14 protein-coding genes are annotated in these 21,757 nt (G+C 58.7%); 2 read left to right on the top strand and 12 right to left on the bottom strand.

Translation table 11 applies throughout. The annotated features are described in order from the left end of the window. Nucleotides 1-7: 7 nt before the first annotated feature. From ACTJK9_RS05245 to ACTJK9_RS05210, 8 genes are all read right to left on the bottom strand, one after another. Nucleotides 8-1,246, bottom strand: a complete 1,239-nt coding sequence (locus ACTJK9_RS05245; protein WP_011334157.1) for a thiolase family protein — start codon at nucleotides 1,244-1,246, stop codon at nucleotides 8-10. A 13-nt stretch (nucleotides 1,247-1,259) separates the two neighbouring features. Next, on the bottom strand, nucleotides 1,260-2,819 hold the full coding sequence (locus tag ACTJK9_RS05240; protein WP_440812647.1) for an AMP-binding protein: 1,560 nt from the start codon (nucleotides 2,817-2,819) through the stop codon (nucleotides 1,260-1,262). Nucleotides 2,820-2,829: 10 nt separating this feature from the next. Further along, nucleotides 2,830-3,963, bottom strand: coding sequence for a saccharopine dehydrogenase family protein (locus tag ACTJK9_RS05235; RefSeq protein WP_011334159.1), 1,134 nt, complete (start codon nucleotides 3,961-3,963; stop codon nucleotides 2,830-2,832). Between the two features lie 56 nt (nucleotides 3,964-4,019). Beyond that, nucleotides 4,020-5,303 carry an acyl-CoA dehydrogenase family protein gene (locus ACTJK9_RS05230; RefSeq protein ID WP_011334160.1) on the bottom strand — a complete coding sequence of 428 codons (1,284 nt, stop codon included), beginning with the start codon at nucleotides 5,301-5,303 and terminating at the stop codon, nucleotides 4,020-4,022. Nucleotides 5,304-5,547: 244 nt separating this feature from the next. Continuing rightward, complete coding sequence (locus tag ACTJK9_RS05225; protein ID WP_440812645.1) at nucleotides 5,548-6,492, bottom strand: WD40/YVTN/BNR-like repeat-containing protein; 945 nt, start codon at nucleotides 6,490-6,492, stop codon at nucleotides 5,548-5,550. 10 nt (nucleotides 6,493-6,502) lie between these two features. After that, nucleotides 6,503-8,905 (bottom strand): efflux RND transporter permease subunit, encoded by a 2,403-nt coding sequence (locus ACTJK9_RS05220; RefSeq protein WP_440812642.1) that lies wholly within the window; start codon nucleotides 8,903-8,905, stop codon nucleotides 6,503-6,505. Between the two features lie 8 nt (nucleotides 8,906-8,913). Further along, nucleotides 8,914-10,560, bottom strand: a complete 1,647-nt coding sequence (locus ACTJK9_RS05215) for a DUF1302 domain-containing protein (RefSeq protein ID WP_011334163.1) — start codon at nucleotides 10,558-10,560, stop codon at nucleotides 8,914-8,916. A 21-nt stretch (nucleotides 10,561-10,581) separates the two neighbouring features. Further along, nucleotides 10,582-12,006: a DUF1329 domain-containing protein gene (locus ACTJK9_RS05210; RefSeq protein ID WP_011334164.1), complete on the bottom strand. Its 1,425-nt coding sequence runs from the start codon at nucleotides 12,004-12,006 to the stop codon at nucleotides 10,582-10,584. A 403-nt stretch (nucleotides 12,007-12,409) separates the two neighbouring features. Between ACTJK9_RS05210 and ACTJK9_RS05205 the strand changes: the two genes are divergently transcribed. Beyond that, complete coding sequence (locus tag ACTJK9_RS05205) at nucleotides 12,410-12,991, top strand: TetR/AcrR family transcriptional regulator (RefSeq protein ID WP_011334165.1); 582 nt, start codon at nucleotides 12,410-12,412, stop codon at nucleotides 12,989-12,991. A 5-nt stretch (nucleotides 12,992-12,996) separates the two neighbouring features. Here ACTJK9_RS05205 and ACTJK9_RS05200 read toward each other — a convergent pair whose 3' ends face one another. Beyond that, entirely contained in the window at nucleotides 12,997-13,779 is a 783-nt protein-coding gene (locus ACTJK9_RS05200) for an SDR family NAD(P)-dependent oxidoreductase (protein ID WP_011334166.1), read from the bottom strand. 130 nt (nucleotides 13,780-13,909) lie between these two features. Next, nucleotides 13,910-16,021: a 3-hydroxyacyl-CoA dehydrogenase NAD-binding domain-containing protein gene (locus tag ACTJK9_RS05195; RefSeq protein WP_103385262.1), complete on the bottom strand. Its 2,112-nt coding sequence runs from the start codon at nucleotides 16,019-16,021 to the stop codon at nucleotides 13,910-13,912. Nucleotides 16,022-16,552: 531 nt separating this feature from the next. On the opposite strand from ACTJK9_RS05195, the gene ACTJK9_RS05190 reads away from it, so the two are divergent. Then, nucleotides 16,553-17,116, top strand: coding sequence for a TetR/AcrR family transcriptional regulator (locus ACTJK9_RS05190; protein WP_011334168.1), 564 nt, complete (start codon nucleotides 16,553-16,555; stop codon nucleotides 17,114-17,116). 95 nt (nucleotides 17,117-17,211) lie between these two features. Here ACTJK9_RS05190 and ACTJK9_RS05185 read toward each other — a convergent pair whose 3' ends face one another. Together ACTJK9_RS05185 and ACTJK9_RS05180 are read right to left on the bottom strand one after the other, a co-directional pair. Then, the gene (locus tag ACTJK9_RS05185; protein WP_440812635.1) at nucleotides 17,212-18,621 is read right to left on the bottom strand and encodes an efflux transporter outer membrane subunit; all 1,410 of its coding nucleotides are present in this window, start codon (nucleotides 18,619-18,621) and stop codon (nucleotides 17,212-17,214) included. Between the two features lie 3 nt (nucleotides 18,622-18,624). Beyond that, nucleotides 18,625-21,756: an efflux RND transporter permease subunit gene (locus tag ACTJK9_RS05180; protein ID WP_039768488.1), complete on the bottom strand. Its 3,132-nt coding sequence runs from the start codon at nucleotides 21,754-21,756 to the stop codon at nucleotides 18,625-18,627. Nucleotide 21,757: the final 1 nt, after the last annotated feature.

Genomic DNA, 21,757 nt, shown 5'->3' with positions numbered 1-21,757 from the left:
TGCGCTCCTATCGACTCAGGATGTGAATAGCGACTGCTGCTTCCTCGACACCTTGAAGACCGCCACCGTTTTCCTGGATGGCATGCCGCGCGCCGTGGACTTGACGCGGCCCGGCCTCCCCGCGCAATTGGGTGACCAACTCGTACAACTGCCCGATCCCCGTCGCGCCAAGTGGATGACCTTTGGATTCCAGGCCGCCGGAGGTATTGATCGGAAGACGGCCACCTAGAGTGAAATCTCCCCGTTCTGCACAAACCCCACCCTCTCCCAGCGGTGCAAGTCCGAGATTTTCCGACTGGATGATTTCCCCCATTGCCGAGGCGTCGTGTACCTCGGCCACGTGCATGTCCTGCGGGCCGAGGCCGGCGATTTCGTAGGCTTCACGCGCCGCCAACAGGCTGACGTGCTTGTGCGGCTCGTCGAGCCCGCGCAGGGTGAAGCTGCGGATCACGCTGGCGGCGATTCGCACACAACGTTTTGGATCGGCACCAATGCGTTTCAGTCCCGCCTCGGTGCAAAGGATCGCGGCGGCCGCACCGTCGGACAGCGGCGCGCACATGGGCAATGTGATCGGATAGGTAATTGGAGGCGCCGCCAGAACTTCTTCGATGCTGAAGGTCTTGCGAAATTGCGAATAGGGGTTGTGCACCGAGTGTTGATGGTTCTTGGCACACACCGCCGCAATCTGCCGTTGAGTGGTGCCATAGGTCTTCATATGCCAGCGACACATGGCAGCATAAATGGCCATGAATTTACTGTACGGACGATCAGATTCCGAGCCTGGCGGAACAATGATGCCCTCCCCCATTTTCACCAGCGTCGCGTAGTTCTCTTCGGCAGTGGAAACGTCCCAACCGGTTTCGAACAGGGCCAGTGCCCGCGACTTGTCCGGCACGTTCATTTTCTCCGCGCCCAACGCCAGGGCCACGTCGGTAGCCCCTGAGCGCAAGCTCTGCACTGCCAGATGAACCGCTGTACTGCCCGAGGCGCAGGCGTTTTCGACGTTGTACACCGGCACCCCTTCGAGGCCGATCTTGCTGCACAGCACCTGCCCGGGAATCGACAGTTGTCCTTGCAGATGACCGTTGGTGATGCCGGCGTAGAACACCGCACCGATATCAGCGCGCAAGGCGCCGGAGTCGGCGAGTGCGCCCTGCAAAGCTTCCAGCGCTAGATCCTGGAGACTGCGTTCCAGGTGGCGACCGAACTCGGTCATGGCAATGCCGGCGATGTAAATAGGTTCCATCAGATCGTTCCCCTCAGATACGCCGGTCAACGTTTTGCCAGTAATGGGCACGCAGATCTTTCTTCAGCACCTTGCCGACCGGGCTGCGCGGCAATGCATCAATGAAATCCACGGTTTTCGGCGACTTGACCGAGCCGAGCCGGCTCTTGCACAGCTCGATCAACTCCTCGGCGGTGACGGTAAGCCCGGCGCTCAACTCAACCACGGCTTTCACGCCCTCGCCCCATTGCTCATCCGGCACACCGATGACCGCGCAGTCCTGCACCGCAGGATGACTCCACAGCACTTGCTCGACTTCGCTGGGATAAACGTTGAATCCGCCGGAGATGATCATGTCTTTCTTGCGGTCGGTAATGTGCAGGTAGCCGTGCGCATCCACGTGGCCGATGTCGCCGGTGTGCAGCCAGCCATCAATGATGGTTTCTGCAGTTTTCTGCGGGTCCTTGTAGTACCCCTTCATTACCAGATCGCCGCGCACACAGATTTCGCCGGTTTGCCCCTGGCCGAGGATGTCCCCGGCGTCGCTGAGGATTTCCACGCGCACCAGCGGATTGGGCCGGCCCACAGAAGACAGACGCTCGTCCGATGCCAGGCGTCCACCGTGCAGATGCTCGGCGGGCGGCAGGTTGGAGATCGAGGCTGGGGCTTCAGTCTGGCCGTAACCACCGGCCATGACCGGGCCGAAGGTCTCGATGGCTTGCTTGAGTTTGTCCACCGACATCGGCGCCGCGCCGTACAGGAAATACTTCAGCGAGCTGAAATCGACCTTCTGCGCCAGATCCGGCACATCCAGCAGTCGATAGATCACGGTCGGCGGCAAAAAGGTTTCGGTGACCTTGTACTTCGGGATCATTGCCAGCATCAGCGCCGGATCCGGTTTGGTAATGATCACAACCGTACCGCCCCGGGAGGTGCACGGCAGCGACAGCGTGCCAGCGGTGTGGGTCATTGGCGCCGCCGCCAGGTTGACTGGCGGATGGTCATCCCCGTAAGGGAAATTGATCATGAAGTGCGCGCAGAACGTCTGGATGCTGCGATGAGTGTTCATCACCCCCTTAGGCAGCCCGGTGGTGCCGCCGGTTGGCGAGAGTGCCACGACATCGTCCAGTTGATACTCGACCTCCGGTGCCGTGACCGGCTGACCATCGATCCAGGACTTGAGCGACGGTGCCCCCGGCAGGTGCTCGTCGATACAGATCCACAGACGAATTTTCGGCAGGCCAGGACGCAACGCGTCGATGATCGGCGCGAACTCTTTCTGGAAAAACAGCACTTCGCAGTCGAATGCGTCGAGCACGTGACGGTTCTCTTCGGCGCTGTTGCGTGCACCAACAGGAATCCAGCAAAGGTTGGCGCGCCATAACCCCAAGGTGCAGGTCCACGCCACTGCATCATTGGCAGACCAGATGGAGCCCTTGGTGCCGCTGGGCAAACCGGCCGCCAACAGTGCGTTGGCGATCCGGCATGACAGGTTGCGGACTTCGGTAAAAGTGAACACCCGATCGTCCTGGATATACGCCGCGCCATGCGGATTGATCCGCCAGCCACGGTCAAAGAAATCAATAATCGCCATGTCAGTCACTTCACAGTTGAGTAACGGTTGCGCGGGCCAGACCACGTTGCTCGAGGAAGCCCAGCAGATAGCGATGACCGAAGGCTTTGGAGGCCGAAGCGAAACCTGTCTTGGCGGTGTCGTTATTCAACAGCTTGACCACGGCCGCAGCGTGCAAGGCGCCAGTGGCGATGTAAGGCGTGATGCCATGCACGGTTGCACGCACGGCCGTCAGTTGACCGCGACCGATAGCGAAGTCGACGGTGCGTTGCAAGGTGCTGCGTTCACGCGGTGGCATGCTTGGAGTGGTCGATTGAACGAGGCTTTGAATCACCGCGTCCTGCTGCTCCTTAGGCAAGTGCTTGTATTCCGCTTCCCACTTCTCACCCAGGCCGTGGACCATTTTCATTACCGGGTTGTCGTAGAAGCCGACACAGGACATGCAACTGCGGACACGGCCATCATCCTCAAAGAACACCGGCAATGAGGTGCCGCCCCAAGGCAGGCAAAACACCGCTTCCAGCAGATCGGGACAAACCACATTGAAGCTGGCGTTCGGTGCATAAGGCACGAGTTCCTTTTCCCACAGGTAGGCCCCGGGGTAGCGGACGCCTTCGAAGATGGTCGCCGTTGAACCGACGGTCACCCCGGCGGCACCGGTCCGTGGGCCACGAGTCAGTGTGGCGGTTTCCAGCGAATCGACGCCCGGAGTTTCCAGGGCCAGCTCGGCGGCGATTTCGGCGTAGGTGTACATATATGCCAGCGATGGCGACAGCAGCAGACCCGCCTGGCGATAAAGCTCGCCGAACTGATCGCGCAAGGCCCGAATGTGCGCCTGCTCTCCGGCCGGATCCAGATAATGGCAGCCAGCCTTCAAGGCCGCCTCAACGGCAGTCAGGCCAAAATTGATGAATGGGCCGACTGTGTTGCAAACCACGCGCGCGCCTTTGAATACCGAAACCAAAGCCTCGACCTCATGTGGGCACTCGATGATTTCGTAGGTCGCCGACTCCAGACCGACAACGCGTTGCGCCATCATTTCCTGAGCACGAGCAGCGTTACGAGCTACGGCGGTGAACGGGATGTGCTGGTCGATCAACCAATCCATGATCAGCATGCCGGTGTAACCACTGGCGCCGTAGACAACTACCGGATATTTGGCCATCGGGATTTACCTCATTTGTTGTTTTTGGATGAGTGATGTCGGGTGAATCTGCAGAGTCAGTTGTTCGCCCAGCCTTCGGCATACAGCTGCTGGGCAAGCAGCCCCAGTCGCATGGTCAGGACCCGGTTTTCGCCGTCCTCGATCAATGACGACTGGGTGTCGCGCAACAGTTTTTCGATCGGATATTCGCGGGTGGTGCCATTGCCGCCGAACAGGCGGAAAGCCTCTTGCACAACGGCCATTGCCTCTTCGGTCACCGTGACCTTGGCGGAGGCTGTGGCGTACGGGTGGGTTTGCGGCGACAGGCGCGCGAAGCTCAACGAACGTCGGGCGACCGCACGCGCTGCCTCGACCCGACGCAACATTTCGCCGAGGCGCAGACGGGTCATCTGGTGATCGATCAATGGATGACCGCCCTGGCGGCGCTCATGGCAGTACTGCAGCGCCATCTCGAAGGCGGCACGTGCGACACCAGTGAACACCTGACTCATGTGGGTGCCGGCGAAGGACCAGGAGGAGCTGACAGCACCGTAGTACTGGTCGCGCTCGGCAATAGCGAAACGACGTGGCACTCGTACACTGTCGAAGTAGATTTCGCCTTGGGGCAAGGAACGCTGCCCGATCTTGTCCAGGGGCTTGCCTTTGGACACGCCTTTGAGGTCGAGGGGGATAATCAGCGCAATACCGTGCGGCCGGCCGTTCTCATCGTAGAAACCGTCGCCGTAGTCAGCGCACATCAAGCCCAGTGCAACCTGTGCAATGGCTCCATTGGAGACCCACGCGGAGCTTTGGCCATTGAGAATGACTTCATCGCCGACCACTTTAGCGGTCAGATTGCCGATATTGCCGAGCTTACCTGCCGGCCAGTCTCGCGCCATGTCGAAGATCTGGTTGTCGCTGCCACGATCAGGTTGAGTGGCCATCCAGCAGCCGATCCGGCCTTGGCAGAGTTCGACCAACTCGGCATTGCCAGCGGCAATGGCCATTTGCAGAGGGAAGTCGGCGCAACCCAGCGAGACAGCCAGGCCTGCATCGCCCCAGCCGAGTTCTTCGCCTATCAGAGATTCGATCCGCACTGCCATTTCCGGCGGTAACTGCGCCAACAGTGCCGGGTCAAGACCGAGCTTGGCGAATTCGCCGAACAACGAATAGTAAGGCGAGCCCGGGGCAACGACTTCTTCCGGGGTCATCCGGTCCAGCTCTCGACCCAGCGGGCGTAACACCTCTTTGGCGAAGCGGTGGACGGAGGCCTGTATTGCAGCCTCCTCTTCTGTCAGCGGTGTTTCGAATCCGGAGAGTCCGGCGGCTGGCAGGGTAAGTGTCGACTTGAGCGAGATCATCAGAGTACCTCCATCGAAATCGCAGGTCGCTGCGCTTTGCAGCGTTCTGCGTCTTGTTATTTGCAATCGACTCTAACAAGCAAAATTATTTAACGCAACAACTGTTATGTTTATTGTTGAAAACGTAAATGGCTGCTCTCCAGGCACGGAAAATCCGGCCGAAAATCAGCAGGGTTCTAGATGTTTTTTCGCGCTGAAATGCCGGAAAGCAGGCTGGCGCCTGTCTTCCGACACATCGATGGCATCAGCGTTGAGGGACGACGCCTCGCCGTGAAAACAGAATCGGTGAAGTGTCACTGTTGAGCAGGATCGCGGTGAGAGAAACACCGTCGCTGCTGGGTTGCTCGTGAAAACTGCTCCCACCGTCGTCACTGCGAACCATCAAACCGTCGAGTCCTACCGCAATCACTGCTCGCCCGGAAACATCTATGGCTGTGACTGAACTCTTGCTTTGCAACGGTACGCGCTGCCAGTTCGAACCGTCTGCAGAGCTGTGCAACAAGGTGCCGCGTTGCCCGCCCACCAGCAATGAACCGTCGCCAAGCACGGCCCCTGTCCACAACGTGCCGCTGTAGCCCGTATCCAGATAGCGCCAGTGTTTGCCCTGGTCATCGGAGCGCAATACCTGGCCGCGTTCCGCAGTTGCGTACAAATGCCCTGCTCCATCGGCAAACAGTCCCATCAGATTCAAGTCGGCACGACTCGCTCCGGGAGGCGCATCGATTTTTTGCTCGATCCAGGTCTTTCCGCCGTCATCGGTTGTCAGCACCAGCGACCACAGCCCTACCGCGACACCCTGGATCGGGTTGAAAAAGTGCACCGCAAACAATGGCCGATCTTCTGCACTGGACAAGCGTTGAACTTGCCAATTCTCACCTCCGTCCCTGGTGGCGAGAATTGCGCCCCAGTGGCCGACAGCCCAGCCCTGTCTGGCGTCGACGAAGGACACACCGGTCAAAGGCGTGGACACCGGTACGGATGTCGCTTGACGGAAATGCTGGCCTCGGTCGTCCGACAGCAACACCACCCCGTGATCGCCGACGGCAACGGTCCGCTCCCCAGCCCAGGTAACACTCAACAGCGTGGCGGCACTGGCGTTGGCAGTTTTTGCTGCAGGTACGGTCGGCAAGGGCGAAGCCTGCGATAACGCCGATAACATTAGAACGAGTAAAGCAATCAGATTTCGCATCGGGATCTCCTCAATGCACCAGTGAGCCAATCAGGCGCACTGGACGACGCCGTGGGAACATTCGTTCAAGCCAGACGGCGAATGCAGGCAGAACTGTCATGGCCATGATCATGTTGACCAGGAACATGAAGGCCAGCAGCTTGCCCATGTCGGCCTGGAACTTAAGATCGGAAAACGCCCAGGTGGCGACGCCCACCGCCAAGGTGATGGCGGTAAAGATCGTAGCGACGCCTACCTCCAGCAACGCGTGCTCGACCGCTTTGGTAATTGGCTGCCCGAGAGCCTGGTGCAGTTGCAGACGGTTGTAGATATAAAAGGCGTAATCCACGCCGATGCCGACGGCCAGCACCATGACTGGCAAGGTGGCGATGGTCAGACCGATTTGCAGCTCTTTCATGAACCAGTAGCCGATGAAGGTGCCCAGTGTCAGCGGTAGGCAACAGACCAACACCGCGCGCCAGTCTCGATAGACGACAAACACCAACAGAGCGATCGCTGCATAGACATAAAGCATCATGGGCAGCTCGCTGCGTTCCACCTCTTCGTTGATCGCCGCAATCACGCCAGCGTTACCGGAAGCCAGGCGTATGCTCACGCCCGGCTGAATGAACTGAGAACGGAATGCCTTGGCGGCGGCAATCACGCGGTGAATGGTCGTCGCTTTATGATCGGCGAGGAACAGATGCACCGCCGTCATGCTGCAATCGGGACGCATCATTCCTGGCACTCGAGCTACTTCGGCGGCCATCGACGAGTAGTTGGCCGGGTCGATGGGCACTGCGTTCATTTTCGGGTTGCCCTCGTTATAGCCCTCGTTAAACTGCCGCAGGCTGTTAGAGAACGAGGTGACCGACACCACACCTGGTACACCTTGCATAGCCCATACAAAGCGATCCTGATACTGACCAAGGGCAATGTCTTCACAAGCGTTTGCGCCGGCGTCAGTTTTGGCTTCGAAGACCACACTGAGCCAATCCAGCCCGATGTCGTAATTGCCGGCAATGGATACCGCATCACGATTGAAGCGCGCATCCTCGCGCAGTTCAGGCGCCCCGGCCTGCAGGGAGCCAACCACCCGATCGTGGCTTTGCCAGGCCGCGGTGACAAATATCAGCACGGCCATACCCAGCACCCACCGTACGTTGTGCCATTCAGTCAATCGGGCAAAACCGCGTAACCAACGAGCCCGGCGCTGGCGAGAAATTTCCTCGGCAGCGGCGTAACCGGCATCTACCCGTAGCATTGATGCCACGATCGGCAGCATCACCAGGTTGGTGACGATCTTGAACGCCACCCCGAGCGAGGCGGTGATTGCCAGCTCCCGAACCATTGGAATCGGGATCAACAATAGCGTTACGAACGAAACAAATGCAGTGACTAACGCCAGCGTGCCGGGAATCAGCAAGCCGCTGAAACTGGCGCGTGCCGCTCCTTCCACCGACTTGCCGCAGGCGATCTCGCGAATGATGAAGTTGATTTGCTGTACGCCATGGGAGACCCCGATGGCAAACACCAGAAAGGGCACCAGCACTGCCAGCGGATCCAGTCCATAGCCGAGCAAACGCAAGGCGCCGAACTGCCAGATCAGTGACACCAGCGAGCAACCCACCGCCAGCAAGGTGAAACGAAGCGAATGGCAATACCAGTACACCGCAGCGGCCGTCAGCAGCAATGCCAATAGGCAGAACTCCAGCACCGCCGAGGCACCTACTGCAATGTCACCGATCTGCTTGGCGAAACCGATGATTTGGATCTCGAAGTCCTTATCCTCGAACTGATTGCGAATTTTCTCCTCAAGCACATGGTTGTAGGCCACATAGTCGAGGCGCTGGCCGTCAGCATCGAATTCGTTGAGATCGACAGTGATCATTGCGCTGCTTTGGTCGCGAGCGACCAGCGTTCCGATAAAGCCACCCTGCGCCGTCGAGTTGGCGATCATCGCCATGCTCGTTTCATCGAGACTTTCGGGCGTCACCGTACCCGGCACCAGCGGATCGGCACGAAAACCTTCTTCGGTGATTTCGTTGACGAACGCGTTGGGCGTCCACAACGAACGCACACTGCTGCGCGATACGTTCGGCAGGAAAATCAGCGCCTGAGTGACGTCATAAAGGCGCTTGAGCCCTGCCTGGCTCCAGATCGTCCCCTGACCAGCCTTTACCACCACGGTCAGCCGGTTCGCACCGAGCAAGTCGTTGCGATACGTCTCAAAGGTTGAGATGTACTCGTGGCCAATGGGTAGCTGCTTTTCGAATCCTGCTTCCATGCGTAACTGGACGGCAAACCAGGCCATGCCCGCTGTGAACACCGCCAAACTCAACAACGTCAGCAGGCGATGAGTGAACAACCACTGTTCGATGCGCGGCAATACACCGCGCACTTTGGTTTCCTTCATTTTCAGAGAACTATTCACGGCGTGCCTCATAGGGTTCGGGAAACCACAAGGCCGACGTAATCGCGATCACGCAGCAGTTGATCGTAAGGGGTCTTGCCGCCCATGAACTTGGCGTAGTTGGCCGAGATCTGCCAGCTCGCAGGATTGCGCACGAAGTTGAGGTACAGGTTCATACTGCTGGCATCCTCGGTGAACGTCGCCGACAGGTTGGGTGTGCGTCCCTTGATGGATTGCGAATAGAACACTCCCGGCGTCACCTGCCAGCCAGGGATCAGCGTGTTGTCATACGTCAGGCTGAAATCGAGGCTGATTCCGGAAGAGGTTTTGTTGCCCTTGGCGCTCGGCGGGATGGACGGATCCAGTTGCCAGGTATTGAGACCGGCGGCAATCGGTTCACCGGCGTACTCGTTATGCAGCCCCGGGTATTTCACGACCACGAGTTCGCTCAGCAGCGTACCGGTGCTGGCACCGGTGAGGTCGAGCAACGTCGGCGAGTTGGACGGGGTCATGCTGTAAATGCCGGTCAGGTGCCATTGCAGTTTCTTTTCATCCTTCCAGCACTTGCCACCGTTGCTGGCACAGGCGTCGATGACTGGATTAAGCGGCACCGCATCCTTTGGGCGATATGAAAGCTCCGTACCCAATGCCCAGTCGCCGACCGGCATGTTGGCACTGATGCCGTACATCATTCGGTCCTCCGGATACTTCCAGGTTTGCGCCAAAGCGAAGGTTTCCGGATCCAGTACCTGCATGCTCAACGACGGCAGTTTGTCGTGATAACGCATCACGTACAGGCCGAGGTTGAGATCGGTGTTGTCAGGCTGCCAGCGCAGCGACACCCCCCATTGGCCTCCATTGCGTGCGTCCTTTTCGTCGTAACCGTAAGCTCCCCTGCCCTCGCCCAGTGCATGGGTCGTGGACCAATAACTGCCCACGGGAGGCAGCTCGCTTTTGTTCCAGTTGAACTGCCAGTACGCCTCGATGTTGACGCCGGCACCCAGTCCTGACGCAAGGCTCAACATCGGCGCTGGCAACAGGGCTTCCTTGAGCTGGGTGCCGGGACGCGACAACGCCATGACATCGTAGGCGTTGGTATTGTTGATGCCGCCGGCAGCGAACAGGCTCTCGCCCCAGTTGATGACCTGATTACCCAGACGAGCACGAACACGCTGTTCACCGACATCGAAACTCTTGCTCACCCACAGGTCCAGCAGGCGCGCTTTGAACTCCAGATCGTCCCGGGCGCTGCTGGTGAGGCCGTCGCTCCCGACACCTTCAGGCCGGTTGGCCGATAGCGCACCGCTGGTGTCGGTCGCGGCAAAGTCGCGTATCCAACTCCCGCGTGCCATGAACGTGTAGTCCTCGGGAAATTTAAGCACCAGTTCATGGGTACCTTTTATGTAGTTGGTGAACAGATCCCCCCGGTCGTAGTTCAAGTCGCCCTGGTCACCAATATTGGCGCTGGGAGCCAGACAACCGCTGGGAGGATTGTGACCGCCTGGACTGCTGGTGATGAGATTGCATCCGCGAGATTCGGTCCGTAACCCCATGCCCACAGCGAGAGTGGAATCGAATGAGCCTCGGATGTTTTCGGTTTCAAAAGTGAACGCCATGGCAAATGGGGTTGCACACGCGATGACAAGACCTGAGGTTTTACTGATTATTTTTTTCATGTCTGTTCCCGAAAGCCGCTGTTAGCGTTCGCTGGTGGCGCGCAGATTGTCTGAGGTGTAGAAGTCGCGTTTCAAACGAGGGTTGTTGGCGCTATCGGTGAGCCAGCGATGGTCGTTCTTGCCGGTACCAATGGAGGTCATGTCGTAGAGGTAGCGACCATCAACGAGGTTGTATTGCGCCTGGGCTTCCATATCGCAGGTGCCAGTCTCGTAGACCGGGATTGTGTAGCCTTCGCGGACTTTCCAGATTTGCCCTTGTTTGTCGTAGTCCACCGCCATCAGCGCGTTCCAACTGTCCTCATCGATGTAAAACAGACGTTTCGGAGCCTGATGACGCATGCCCTGGCGAACGGTTGCTTCTACCACCCAGACGCGGTGCAACTCATAGCGACGCGATTCGGGGGCGATGAAGTCGCGCTTGGCCACATCCTCAATCTTCGCCGAGTTGTCGTAGGCGCCGAACGAGTTGTAGGGCACAAGCATTTCCTGCTTGCCGACCAACTTCCAGTCGAAGCGATCCATCGGACCAAAGAACACGTTGGACTCATCAATGGTGTACTGATTGTCCAGACCGATTTGCGGTGCGTCGTAGGAGTACGCCGGCATGCGACGTACCCGGCGCTGGCCCGGGAAGTAATAGAACGTAGTGGCTTGCTCGCCAGCTTTGGTCGTCACCACGCCGGCCTGCCCGGCAAGGGCTGCGGGGTCGGAGTAGCTGAAGTAGGTCGCAACTTCGAGTCGATCGAATGAAGAAAACAACGCACTGCCCTTCACGCCCCATGGTGTGTACATGAACCAGTCAGTGGAGGTTCGCAGCCAGTCTTCACTCCCTTTTCGCGGCGAAATTCCGGAAACGGTTTTCGACATATCGAAGCCGACACCGCGATAACGCATTTTCATGTTCCACATAACCTCGGCACCCGAGGTTGGAAACGGAAATGGGATACCGGGGACGTAAGCCTCCTGCAGTGCCAGACCGTCGCCGTCGAGTTTCGCGAAACCGACATTCTTCTTCGTGTTTTCCGCGACGAAATCCGGTACGCCACAGCTGCGCCGTGTCGGATACACATCCATCCGGTACCCCGGTATCTTCTTGAACATTTCCACTTGGCCAGGGGAAAGCTTGCCGGTGTACTTCGCGACGTTGCCTGAGTCGATACTGAACAGCGGTTTGTCATCCTTGAACTTCCACTGCTGACCTCGCACCTGGCCGTGGCTCCAACCGCCACCTTGTGGTCCGGGTGGTGTCCAGGCAGGAATGACACCATCGGCGCTGGCCGCCGCCTCACCTCCCAGCGGGGTCAGTTTTGTGCCGAGCAATGCAGGATCCTTATCTGCCGCCTGCGCCGTGCAGATGAAGGTTGATGCGGCGACGGCCGCGATCAAACATCTGCGTACGACGCCTTTAGAAACATTGTTATTGGGGCGCTCAATCACTGTGTTCATTGGAGGATCCTCGTGGGTCTTGATCGGCACCGTGGCCACTTTGACGGCAGTAACACGTTGCCTGCGCTAACCTAATCAACTGACTTGATCAATTGACCAAGTCGCTTGATCAAAGCAAGGCTGGTGCCAATGTCTGAAGCGCGGGAAATAGTCACGTTTAATCAATCGATTACAGAGACGCGGGATAGATTCGAGCCACGAGAGTTTCGTTAAACATTTCCGAGTGTTTCTTCGGTTCGCACCAAATCGGGAATTTGCGAAACGGTCGTTACCAATAATGGTGCGACAGTTTCAGACCACCGTTTCTTCCCTGACGCAAGGCGATTCGTTGCTGTAGCATCCGCAAGCGTCGACAGTGCCCTTACCGATAAAGGGCGCCAGGAATATTGGAGATTGCTGACCTATGGCCAGAATGGGCGCTGAATTACGCCGGCAGGATTTCGTCGAGGCAACGATCAAAGTGATTGCCGAGCACGGTGTCGCCAATGCAACGACCCGACGGATTGCGGCGGCGGCCGGTTGTCCGTTGGCATCGCTGCATTACGTGTTTCATACCAAGAACGACCTCTTCTATGCCGTCTATGAGTCGCTATTTAACCTGCCTCATCAAGCGTTGGAACACGTCCCTGCCGGGACAACTGCCGCTGATACGACTGCCGAAGTCCTGCGACAGTTGATCACTTGGTTCATCGATCATCCGGACGCGGCCAAGGCGCAGAGTGAGTTGTTTTTTTGGGCACTGCGCAATGACCCCGAAATGGCAAGCAAGATTTACTCAGTAGCCATTGAAGCGACTGAGCAGGCACTGGAGCGAGCTGTAGGCGCAGAGCTGGGGGAAAAGTTTTTAAAGGCCGCAAGTCGGCTTCTGGTCCAACTGGTTGACGGGTTGACTATCGCGTGGTCCGCCCATGGAGACCTGCATAGATTGAGGGCCGAAACCGAGACGGCTTGCGCCGCACTGGCCCTGCTGGTGGCCAGTCACTGAGCCGATCACATGCTGCTGACCAGATGGCCTCCATCCACGGTCAGTACGCTGCCAGTCATGAATGCACCGGCGTCACTCGCTAACAGCAAAAAGGGACCGGCCAGTTCGTGTAACTGACCCAGTCGACGCATGGGCACCCTATCGCGGATGTAGCTGTTGCCCTTGTCACCCTCAAAAAAAGCTTCGTTCATTTCAGTCTTGAAATAACCTGGCGCGATGGCGTTGACCCTGATGTTGTACCGCGCCAGCTCCAGCGCCAGTGACTTGGTCAGCTGAACCACCCCGGCTTTTGCAGCGCAGTAATGGCTGTAACCGGTGCTAACGCGCAGTCCGAGTATCGAGGCCACGTTGACGATGCTGCCCTTACGTCCGGCCTTTGCCAGCCTTTGTGCAGCAACCTGGGCGACACGCCAGACGCCATCCAGATTGGTTGAAAGCATCTCACGCCACTGCTCTTCACTGATTTCGAGTGGACGCTGGCCGTTACCGATACCTGCGTTGTTGAGTACCACGTCAACCACGCCAAAATGTGCTTCGGCCGCATCGAACGCCGCTTCGACACTGTTCCGGTCAGTCACATCGAGTTCGACGGACAGCGCTTGCCCGCAATCCCATTCAATGTCCTTTGCCACCTGTGCGAGTCTTTCGACGCGTCGTGCAGTCAGCACAACCCGGGCGCCGGCATGCCCAGCGACCCTTGCCAGGTGAGCTCCAATGCCGCTGGAGGCGCCGGTGATCAATACAGTTCGGCCGGCAAGCGAAAAATTCTGAATGAAATCTTGAGTCATCAACACACCTCGAAATGAATCGCGCTGGCGCGCTCTACGGGTAACAGGTCCCTTTCTCCGAAATCGGGCGAGCATGAGGCAGATGCGTGGTCGTCCTCATGACTCGCTCTCGTCCGGAGAAAGGGAATTTTCAGAATATTTCGATGCGAGATCTGCCGGCGGCTACCAGACGTTCCAGAAGCGCCGCTGGGCGAAACCACATCTCACCGTATTCGCCAAGCGCGCTGCGATAGTGATGGATGCGGCTGAGCACCGTTTCCAGGCCCAACTGCTCGGCGTAATGCATGGGGCCTCCGAGATGCGCGGGAAAGCCATAGCCGTTGATCCACACCAGATCGATGTCACTGGCACGCAGGGCAATACCTTCGTCCAGCAAGCGAATGCCTTCGTTGATCATTACAAACAGGCAGCGATCGTGAATTTCCAAATCTTCGATGTTGCGACGCGTAACGTTGTGTTCACGGGCAAGCTGCTCTGCCAGCATGATGACTTCCCGGTCTTCCCTTGGACTACGTCCCTCGTAGAGGTAAAAGCCACGTCCGGTCTTTTGCCCGTACCGTCCCAAGGCATACAGTTCCTCGGCAAGGCAGCAGTAGCTCTGGTCATGGGCGATGGCTTCACGCTTGGCGTCGCGCATTAGAAAGCTCACATCGATACCTGCCAGATCCAGCATGCTGAATACGCCCATATTCAAATCCAGACTGGTCAGCACTGCATCAACCTGGACCGGCGTCGCCCCCTCCAGTACCAGACGGTGAGCTTCGCGGGCATAGGGTTCGAGCATGCGATTACCGATGGAGCCGGCGCTGTTACCGGAGATGACCGGAAGTTTGCCGATACGTCTGGCGATGTCCATGACAGCGGTTACGACGTCCGGCGCTGTAGTCTGACAAAGCACAATTTCCACCAATCGCATGACGTTGGCCGGACTAAAGAAATGCATGCCAATGACATCCTGCGGACGAGAGACCATCTTCGCGAGCGCATCGATATCCAGCGACGACGTATTGGTCGCAAGAATGGCACCTGGCTTACACACGCTCTCCAGAGCGAGGAACACCTGATGCTTGCTCTCCATCTTTTCGCATACCGCCTCAATGATCAGGTCGGCATCTGAAAGGTCTGCGTAGTCGAGCGTGCCAAACAGCAGCTCCATCCGCTGCTGCATTTGTACGGCACTGAGTTTTCCGCGCTTGACGCTGAGCTGATAGTTTTCACGAACACGTTTGAGACCGCGATCAAGCGTGCGCCCATCAAGATCCATCAGCGCAACGGGAATACCGACATCGGCAAAGCTCATCGCGATGCCTCCACCCAAGGTGCCTGCACCGATCACGGCAACCTTGTTGATCTTGCGCGACGGATCAGCCGTATCGATCCGGGGCGTTCGCCGCGCGTCTTGTTCTGCGAAGAAAACATGCCGCAATGCTTTCGACTGACGTGATGCTTCAGCCTGCTTGAACAGCGTCAATTCCCGCACCAATCCCTCTTCCATCGGCAACAGGCAGGCGGCCTCCAGCGCAGAAAGCACCAACCTGGGCGCCAGTCGACTTTTCCAGCGCGGCTCATGCTCCACGCGATAACGCGCCAGGAAATCATCGGGCAAGTCCTCGGCGGGGTTTGGCCATGCTTCGGCTGGCCGCGCAGGAGCACAACATTCGATCAACTCATTGGCATAAGCGCGCGCCTCTTCCAGCAACTGTTCGGTGCTGGAGGAGATACGGTCAAGAATGCCGAGCATTCGAGCACGCTCGGCATCGATCTGCTCACCTGAAAGAATGAGGTTCAAAGCCGATTCGGCGCCTATCAGCCTGGGCAAGCGTTGCGTACCGCCGGCGCCAGGCATCAGACCAAGATTGATTTCCGACAACCCTAGCCGTGCATCTGGCGCACCAATCCGGTATCCGCAGGCCAGGGCCAGCTCTAGCCCTCCTCCTAACGCAAACGTACCGATCGCCGCAATCAGTGGTTTATGAAGCGCGCTCAAGCGAGTCAGGATGCCAGGCAAGTCAGGTTCAGCGAAGCACGCTTCGGTCCCGAATTCTTTGATGTCGGTACCAGCACTGAACAGTCCCTGCACCCCATAGAGAATGACGGCACCCACCGCTATGTCCGTAGCGGCACGCTCACAGGCATCAATGAGGGCTGCACGTAGGGTCTGGTCGAGTGCGTTGACCGGCGCACGGTCAAGACCGATCAGCGCCAGGCCATCTACGACGCGGTAATGGATCAGGTCACACATGGAGTGTCCCTTACTGACGTATTCAGGGTGTTGAGAGGGCGTGATTGAAGATCGAATATCCGCGGCGTTTTAAAATTTCCGGAAAACATCACCGATGCTGGCAACGGGATAGGCTGGCTGCGACTGTGCTGTCGGGTTCCAGCTGACCGGGCTGAACACACCGTATGAGCCCACTGAGTAGAAGCTATGAATCGAGTAGATGGCGAGGGAGACGAGAGTCAGGGCCAGGCAGGAAAATAGAATCGGGCGCATCGCAAACCTCCGTCATCTGGCGGGAGCCAAATGCAGTGTCTTTTGTTATTGAGGGTTTCGATTCTGGATAACGACCGATGCAAAAGCTTGGCAGATCACGCCAGGTATTTTGCAGTTCATGACATGCAAATACCCCGAAATCCGTTCAGCTTTGTGAGCCGGGCGTTGAGCTTATTTCGTCTCAGATGAAGTAAGTTGCTCAAGCTTTGTGGTTTTCATTGCAGTAATGAGCTTTTCCTGCACAATTCCGAGGACTGAAATACGACTCGAGACCGACTGATGTCCCTGACTCCTCAAGACGAACGACTCATCAAGGCGCTTGCCCTGGCCATCGTTGATCGCCCCCGTGCGACGCTCAAGGAACTGGCTGAAGCGGCAGGCGTGAGCAAGGCTACGCTGCATCGCTTTTGCGGCACCCGCGACAACTTGGTGCAGATAATGGAAAGCCACGGTGAGACGGTGCTGAACCAGATCACCACCACAACCGACCTGCTGCACGGAGAGCCGGTGCAGGCGTTGCGCAGTTTGATCAATGAGCATTTGGCGCATCGTGAAATGCTGGTTTTCCTGCTCTTTCAGTACCGACCCGACACTTTTCCAGTCAACGGTGAGGGCGACCGTTGGCAATCTTATGCCGATGCCCTGGATGCTTTTTTTCTGCGCGGCCAGCAATTGGGCGCATTTCGCATCGATATCACGGCAGCCGTTTTCACAGAGCTGTTCCTGACCATGATCTTCGGAATGGTCGATGCCGAGCGCCGTGGGCGCGCGGCCAGCGCCAACTCGGCCAATGTGCTGGAACAGATGTTCCTGCACGGTGCCGCTAACGTAAAACCCCAATAATCCACACTCTGTCCTCCTGCAAAAAAGCCCCGTGACCTCTCGGTCTACGGGGCAAAAGGTTGGATGCGCCAACCCAAAGGAGCTCTTGCCAGGATTTATCTGACGTTTGTTTGTGATGACCATCCTCCACCCAGCGAACGGAACAGATCGACCAGGGCAATCTGGCGCTGAGTGCTGACTTCGATAAACGCCGTTTCGTTGACGAAACTGGTGCGCTGGGCATCGAGATAACGCAGGTGGCTGTCGATACCGCCTTCATAACGGGCCTTGGCCAGACTCAGGGTTTCAGTGCTGGTGTTGGCCAGTGCGCGGCGCGCGGCTTCCTCCCGGCGCAAGGTGTCGGTGGCGGCCAATGCATCGGCGACCTCGCGGAACGCCGTCTGAATCGTGCCTTCATAGGCCGCCACGGCTGAATCCTTGCGGGCTTCGGCCAGACTCAGCCCGGCACTGTTGCGACCGGCATCGAACAACGGCAGCGAAAGGTTCGGCACGAAACTCCAGGAGCGCGAGCCACCGTCGAACAGACCGGACATCTGCGCGCTGGAAGTACCAAAGCTGCCGGTCAGGCTGATGCGCGGAAAGAACGCCGCCCGTGCCGCGCCGATGTCGGCATTGCGCGCCTGCAATCGGTGCTCGGCGGCGAGGATGTCCGGTCGGCGCTCGATCAGCGTCGAGGTGGTATCCGGTGCGATGTCCTGCACCAGCATCGGCTGCGTCGTCAGCCGCTCGGGAATCACTTTCCCTGCATCCTTTGTCCCCAGCAGCAAAACCAGCGCGTTGAACGCCTGCTGCTTCTCGCGCAGATTGCGTTCCTGCTCGGCCCGCGCCTGCTCCACCAGCCCCAGTGCTTCCTGATAATCCAGCGCAGTCGCCGTGCCGCTGGAGCGGCGCTGGCTGATCAGCGCGAACGAGTATTCGCGGCTGCTCAGGGTTTGTTGAGTCAAATCCAGACGACGCTGGGCGCCGTCATGAACAAGATAGGCCTGACTGACTTCGGCGATCAGCGCGATCTGCGCGGCGCGGGCGGCTTCTTCGGTAGCCAGATATTCCTGCAGCGCCGAGTCGCTGAGGCTTTTTACCCGGCCAAACAGATCCAGCTCGTATTCGGGCAGCGACAGGCCGACTTGATACTGGCTGGCCACCCCTGCCCGGCCGTCGCTGGCCAGGTCCGACGGCAAGCGCTGGCGATTGCCGGACGCGCTTGCATTCAGCCCGGGAACCCGATCAGCCCGCTGAATTCGGTACTGCGCCCGAGCCTGCTCGATGTCCAGAAGGGTCTGGCGCAATGAGCGATTGTTATCCAGCGCAACCTCCACCAGACGGCGCAGATCGGGATCGACGATGAACGCCTGCCACGCCAATTGGTTGATCGGAGCGCCTTGTTTCAGCGACTCGCCCGCCCAGTTGTCCGCGACCGGTGCAACGGGCCGCTCATAGGTCGGCGCCAACGAGCAACCGGCCAGCAGCATGGCGATCACCAGCGTAGAAAGTCCTGAAATACGCATGTGTCACTCCTGAGTCAAAGCGGGTTGTTCAATGGGCGCAGGTTTACTGCGCAGCATCGACAGCACCCAGACAAAACAGATCGGTACAAACAACACCCCCAGCAGCGTCGCGCTGAGCATGCCGCCGATCACCCCGGTACCGATCGCCCGCTGACTTGCGGCCCCTGCCCCGGTCGCCAATGCCAGCGGCACTACGCCGAGAATGAACGCCATAGACGTCATCACGATTGGCCGGAAGCGCAGCCGTGCGGCCTCGATCGCGGCGTCGCGCAGGCTGTAACCTTTCTCCCAAAGCTCCTTGGCGAACTCGACGATCAGAATCGCGTTTTTCGCCGCCAGACCGATGATGGTGATCAAACCGACCTTGAAGTACACGTCGTTGGGCATGCCGGCGACCATCACCGCGAGCACCGCACCGATGGCGCCGATCGGCACGATCAGCATTACGGTCAGCGGAATCGCCCAGCTCTCGTACAGCGCCACCAGCAGCAGGAACACCACCAGAATGGCCAGCGCGAACAGCTGCGTGGCCTGACCGCTGGAGACCTTCTCCTGATAGGACAGACCGGTCCACTCGTAGCTGAAGCCGGCCGGCAATTGCGCAGCGATACGCTCCATTTCCGCCATGGCTTCACCGGTGCTGTAGCCCGGCCCCGCATCACCGACGATGCGCACCGACGGATAACCGTTGTAGCGCACCACCTGCACCGGACCTTCCTCCCAATGCGTGGTGACGAAAGCACTGAGCGGCACCAGATCACCCGCGGTGTTGTGTACATAAAGCTTGAGCACGCTTTCCGGAGTCATCCGGTCGCCCTGCTCGGCCTGCACCACCACGCGCTGCTGGCGGCCGGCGTTGGTGAAGTCGTTGATCACCTCCGAACCGAACGCGGCAGACAACGCACTGCTGATTGATTCAAAACTCACCCCCAGGGTGCGTGCCTTGTCACGGTCGATCACCACGCGCAATTGCGGCGACTCGGCCAGGCCTTCCATCATGGCGTAGAGGATTTTCGGGTTGCCGTTGGCCTGACCGAGCACCTGGTCACGGGCAGCGAGCAATGCTTCGCGGCCCAGACCGGCACGATCCTGCAGGCGCAAGGCGAAACCACCGGAGTTGCCCAGCCCGTCAATCGGCGGCGGTGGCACGGCCATCACCGCACCGTCGTTGGTCACGGCAAATTGCTCGTTCAGCGCATTGACTTCCGCCATGGCCGATTGATCTTCGCCACGCTCCGACCAGTCCTTGAACACCGGGAATGCCAGCGCTGCGTTATCGCCCATCCCGGAAAAGCTGAAGCCGGACACCAGGAACGTCGACTGAACCCCGTCGCGGGTAGCCAGGTAGCGCTCCAGTTGTTCGCCGGTCGCTTCGGTACGGGTGCGAGTCGCGCCCGGTGGCAACTGGACGTCGACGATCATGTAGCCCTGATCCTCCACCGGCACGAAGGATTCCGGCAGGCGCAGGTAGAAGAAGCCGAGCATGGCGATAATGCCCAAATACACCAACATCATCCGGCCGGCGCGCGCCACCAGCCCGTTGTTCAGCACCGAATAGCGATCGGTGAGCTTGGCGAAGCCACGGTTGAAAGCGCCGAAGAAGCCACGCTTTTCATGGTGCCCTTGTGGAATCGGCTTGAGCAGCGTGGCGCATAGCGCCGGGGTGAACGTCAGGGCAAGGAAACCGGAGAACAGAATCGACACCGCCAGCGATACCGAGAACTGCTGGTAGATCACACCGACCGAGCCGGACATGAACGCCAGCGGCATGAACACCGCCGATAACACCAGGGTGATACCGATGATCGCGCCCGATACCTGCCCCATGGCTTTCACCGTGGCATCAACCGGCGACAAGCCCTCCTCGGCCATGATCCGCTCGACGTTCTCCACCACAACAATTGCGTCGTCCACCAGAATGCCGATCGCGAGCACCATGCCGAACATGGTCATCATGTTCACCGAGAAGCCCATCAGGTACATCATCATCAGCGTGCCCAACAGACACACTGGAACCACGATCGACGGAATCAGGGTGTAGCGGATGTTCTGCAGGAACAGGAACATCACCAGAAATACCAGGACCATCGCTTCGATCAGGGTATGAATCACCTTCTCGATCGCGACATCAACGAAACGCGAGGTGTCGTAAGGAACGGAATATTCCACGTCATCCGGGAAGTACGCCGACAGTTCGGCCAGGCGCTGCTTGACTGCGGTTGCGGTCTGGATTGCGTTGGCGCCGGGCGACAACTGGATCGCCGCTGCCACGGCAGGTCTGCCATTGAGACGCGAGTTGAAGTTGTAACTTTCCTGACCGATTTCCACGCGGGCGACGTCGCCCAGTTTGACCGTGGAACCGTCCTCGTTGGCACGCAGGACAATGCGTGAGAATTCTTCCGGATTGTCCAGCGTACCTTTCACCGCCAGGGTGGCGGTCAGTTCCTGCAGGCTGCTGGTCGGCGTACTGCCGAAGCTGCCGGCCGGCACTTGTACGTTCTGGCCGCGGATGGCCGCGCTGACGTCGTCGATGGACAGCCCGTAGCCCACCAGTTTCTGTGGGTCGAGCCAGACGCGCATCGCCGCTTCGGAGGAGAAGAACTGCAGCTTGCCGACACCCGGAACCCGGCGCAGCTCGTTGTTGATATTGCGCGCGGCGTAGTCGCCCAGTGCGGTGGTGTCGCTGTGCTGGGTACCCTCCTTATAGTTCAGCGCATAGATCAGCAAGAACCCGGCACTGGTCTGCTCCACTTCCAGACCTTGGGTGAGCACGGCTTGCGGCATCCGCGCTTCAGCTTTTTTCAGACGGTTTTGCACGTCAACCTGAGCGAGCTGCGGGTCGGTGCCCGGCTGGAACGTCACTGCGATCTCGGCGATACCGTTGGAGTTGTTGGTCGACTCGAAATACAGCAAGTTCTTGGCACCGTTGAGCGACTCTTCGATCACGCTGGTGACCGAGTCCACCAGCACCTTCGCGGAGGCGCCGGGATAGGTTGCCGTCACCTTGATCTGCGGCGGCGCGACGTTGGGGTATTGCGCCACCGGCAGCATCGGAATGACCAGCAGACCGGCCAGAGAGATGAACAACGCCACCACCCAGGCGAAGTTCGGGCGTTTGATGAAAAACTGAGACATC

This window comes from Pseudomonas sp. 22082 (assembly GCF_052046055.1).
Taxonomy (GTDB): domain Bacteria; phylum Pseudomonadota; class Gammaproteobacteria; order Pseudomonadales; family Pseudomonadaceae; genus Aquipseudomonas; species Aquipseudomonas pharyngis.
The sequence above is the reverse complement of the archived record's forward strand: the minus strand, read 5'-3'. Positions and strand labels throughout refer to the sequence as shown.

What these genes read in the sequence shown, in the direction of transcription:
- ACTJK9_RS05245 (WP_011334157.1), bottom strand. Translation starts at nt 1,246, where the DNA reads ATGGAACCTATTTACATCGCCGGCATTGCCATGACCGAGTTCGGTCGC.
- ACTJK9_RS05240 (WP_440812647.1), bottom strand. Translation starts at nt 2,819, where the DNA reads ATGGCGATTATTGATTTCTTTGACCGTGGCTGGCGGATCAATCCGCAT.
- ACTJK9_RS05235 (WP_011334159.1), bottom strand. Translation starts at nt 3,963, where the DNA reads ATGGCCAAATATCCGGTAGTTGTCTACGGCGCCAGTGGTTACACCGGC.
- ACTJK9_RS05230 (WP_011334160.1), bottom strand. Translation starts at nt 5,303, where the DNA reads ATGATCTCGCTCAAGTCGACACTTACCCTGCCAGCCGCCGGACTCTCC.
- ACTJK9_RS05225 (WP_440812645.1), bottom strand. Translation starts at nt 6,492, where the DNA reads ATGCGAAATCTGATTGCTTTACTCGTTCTAATGTTATCGGCGTTATCG.
- ACTJK9_RS05215 (WP_011334163.1), bottom strand. Translation starts at nt 10,560, where the DNA reads ATGAAAAAAATAATCAGTAAAACCTCAGGTCTTGTCATCGCGTGTGCA.
- ACTJK9_RS05210 (WP_011334164.1), bottom strand. Translation starts at nt 12,006, where the DNA reads ATGAACACAGTGATTGAGCGCCCCAATAACAATGTTTCTAAAGGCGTC.
- ACTJK9_RS05205 (WP_011334165.1), top strand. Translation starts at nt 12,410, where the DNA reads ATGGCCAGAATGGGCGCTGAATTACGCCGGCAGGATTTCGTCGAGGCA.
- ACTJK9_RS05200 (WP_011334166.1), bottom strand. Translation starts at nt 13,779, where the DNA reads ATGACTCAAGATTTCATTCAGAATTTTTCGCTTGCCGGCCGAACTGTA.
- ACTJK9_RS05195 (WP_103385262.1), bottom strand. Translation starts at nt 16,021, where the DNA reads ATGTGTGACCTGATCCATTACCGCGTCGTAGATGGCCTGGCGCTGATC.
- ACTJK9_RS05190 (WP_011334168.1), top strand. Translation starts at nt 16,553, where the DNA reads ATGTCCCTGACTCCTCAAGACGAACGACTCATCAAGGCGCTTGCCCTG.
- ACTJK9_RS05185 (WP_440812635.1), bottom strand. Translation starts at nt 18,621, where the DNA reads ATGCGTATTTCAGGACTTTCTACGCTGGTGATCGCCATGCTGCTGGCC.
- ACTJK9_RS05180 (WP_039768488.1), bottom strand. Translation starts at nt 21,756, where the DNA reads ATGTCTCAGTTTTTCATCAAACGCCCGAACTTCGCCTGGGTGGTGGCG.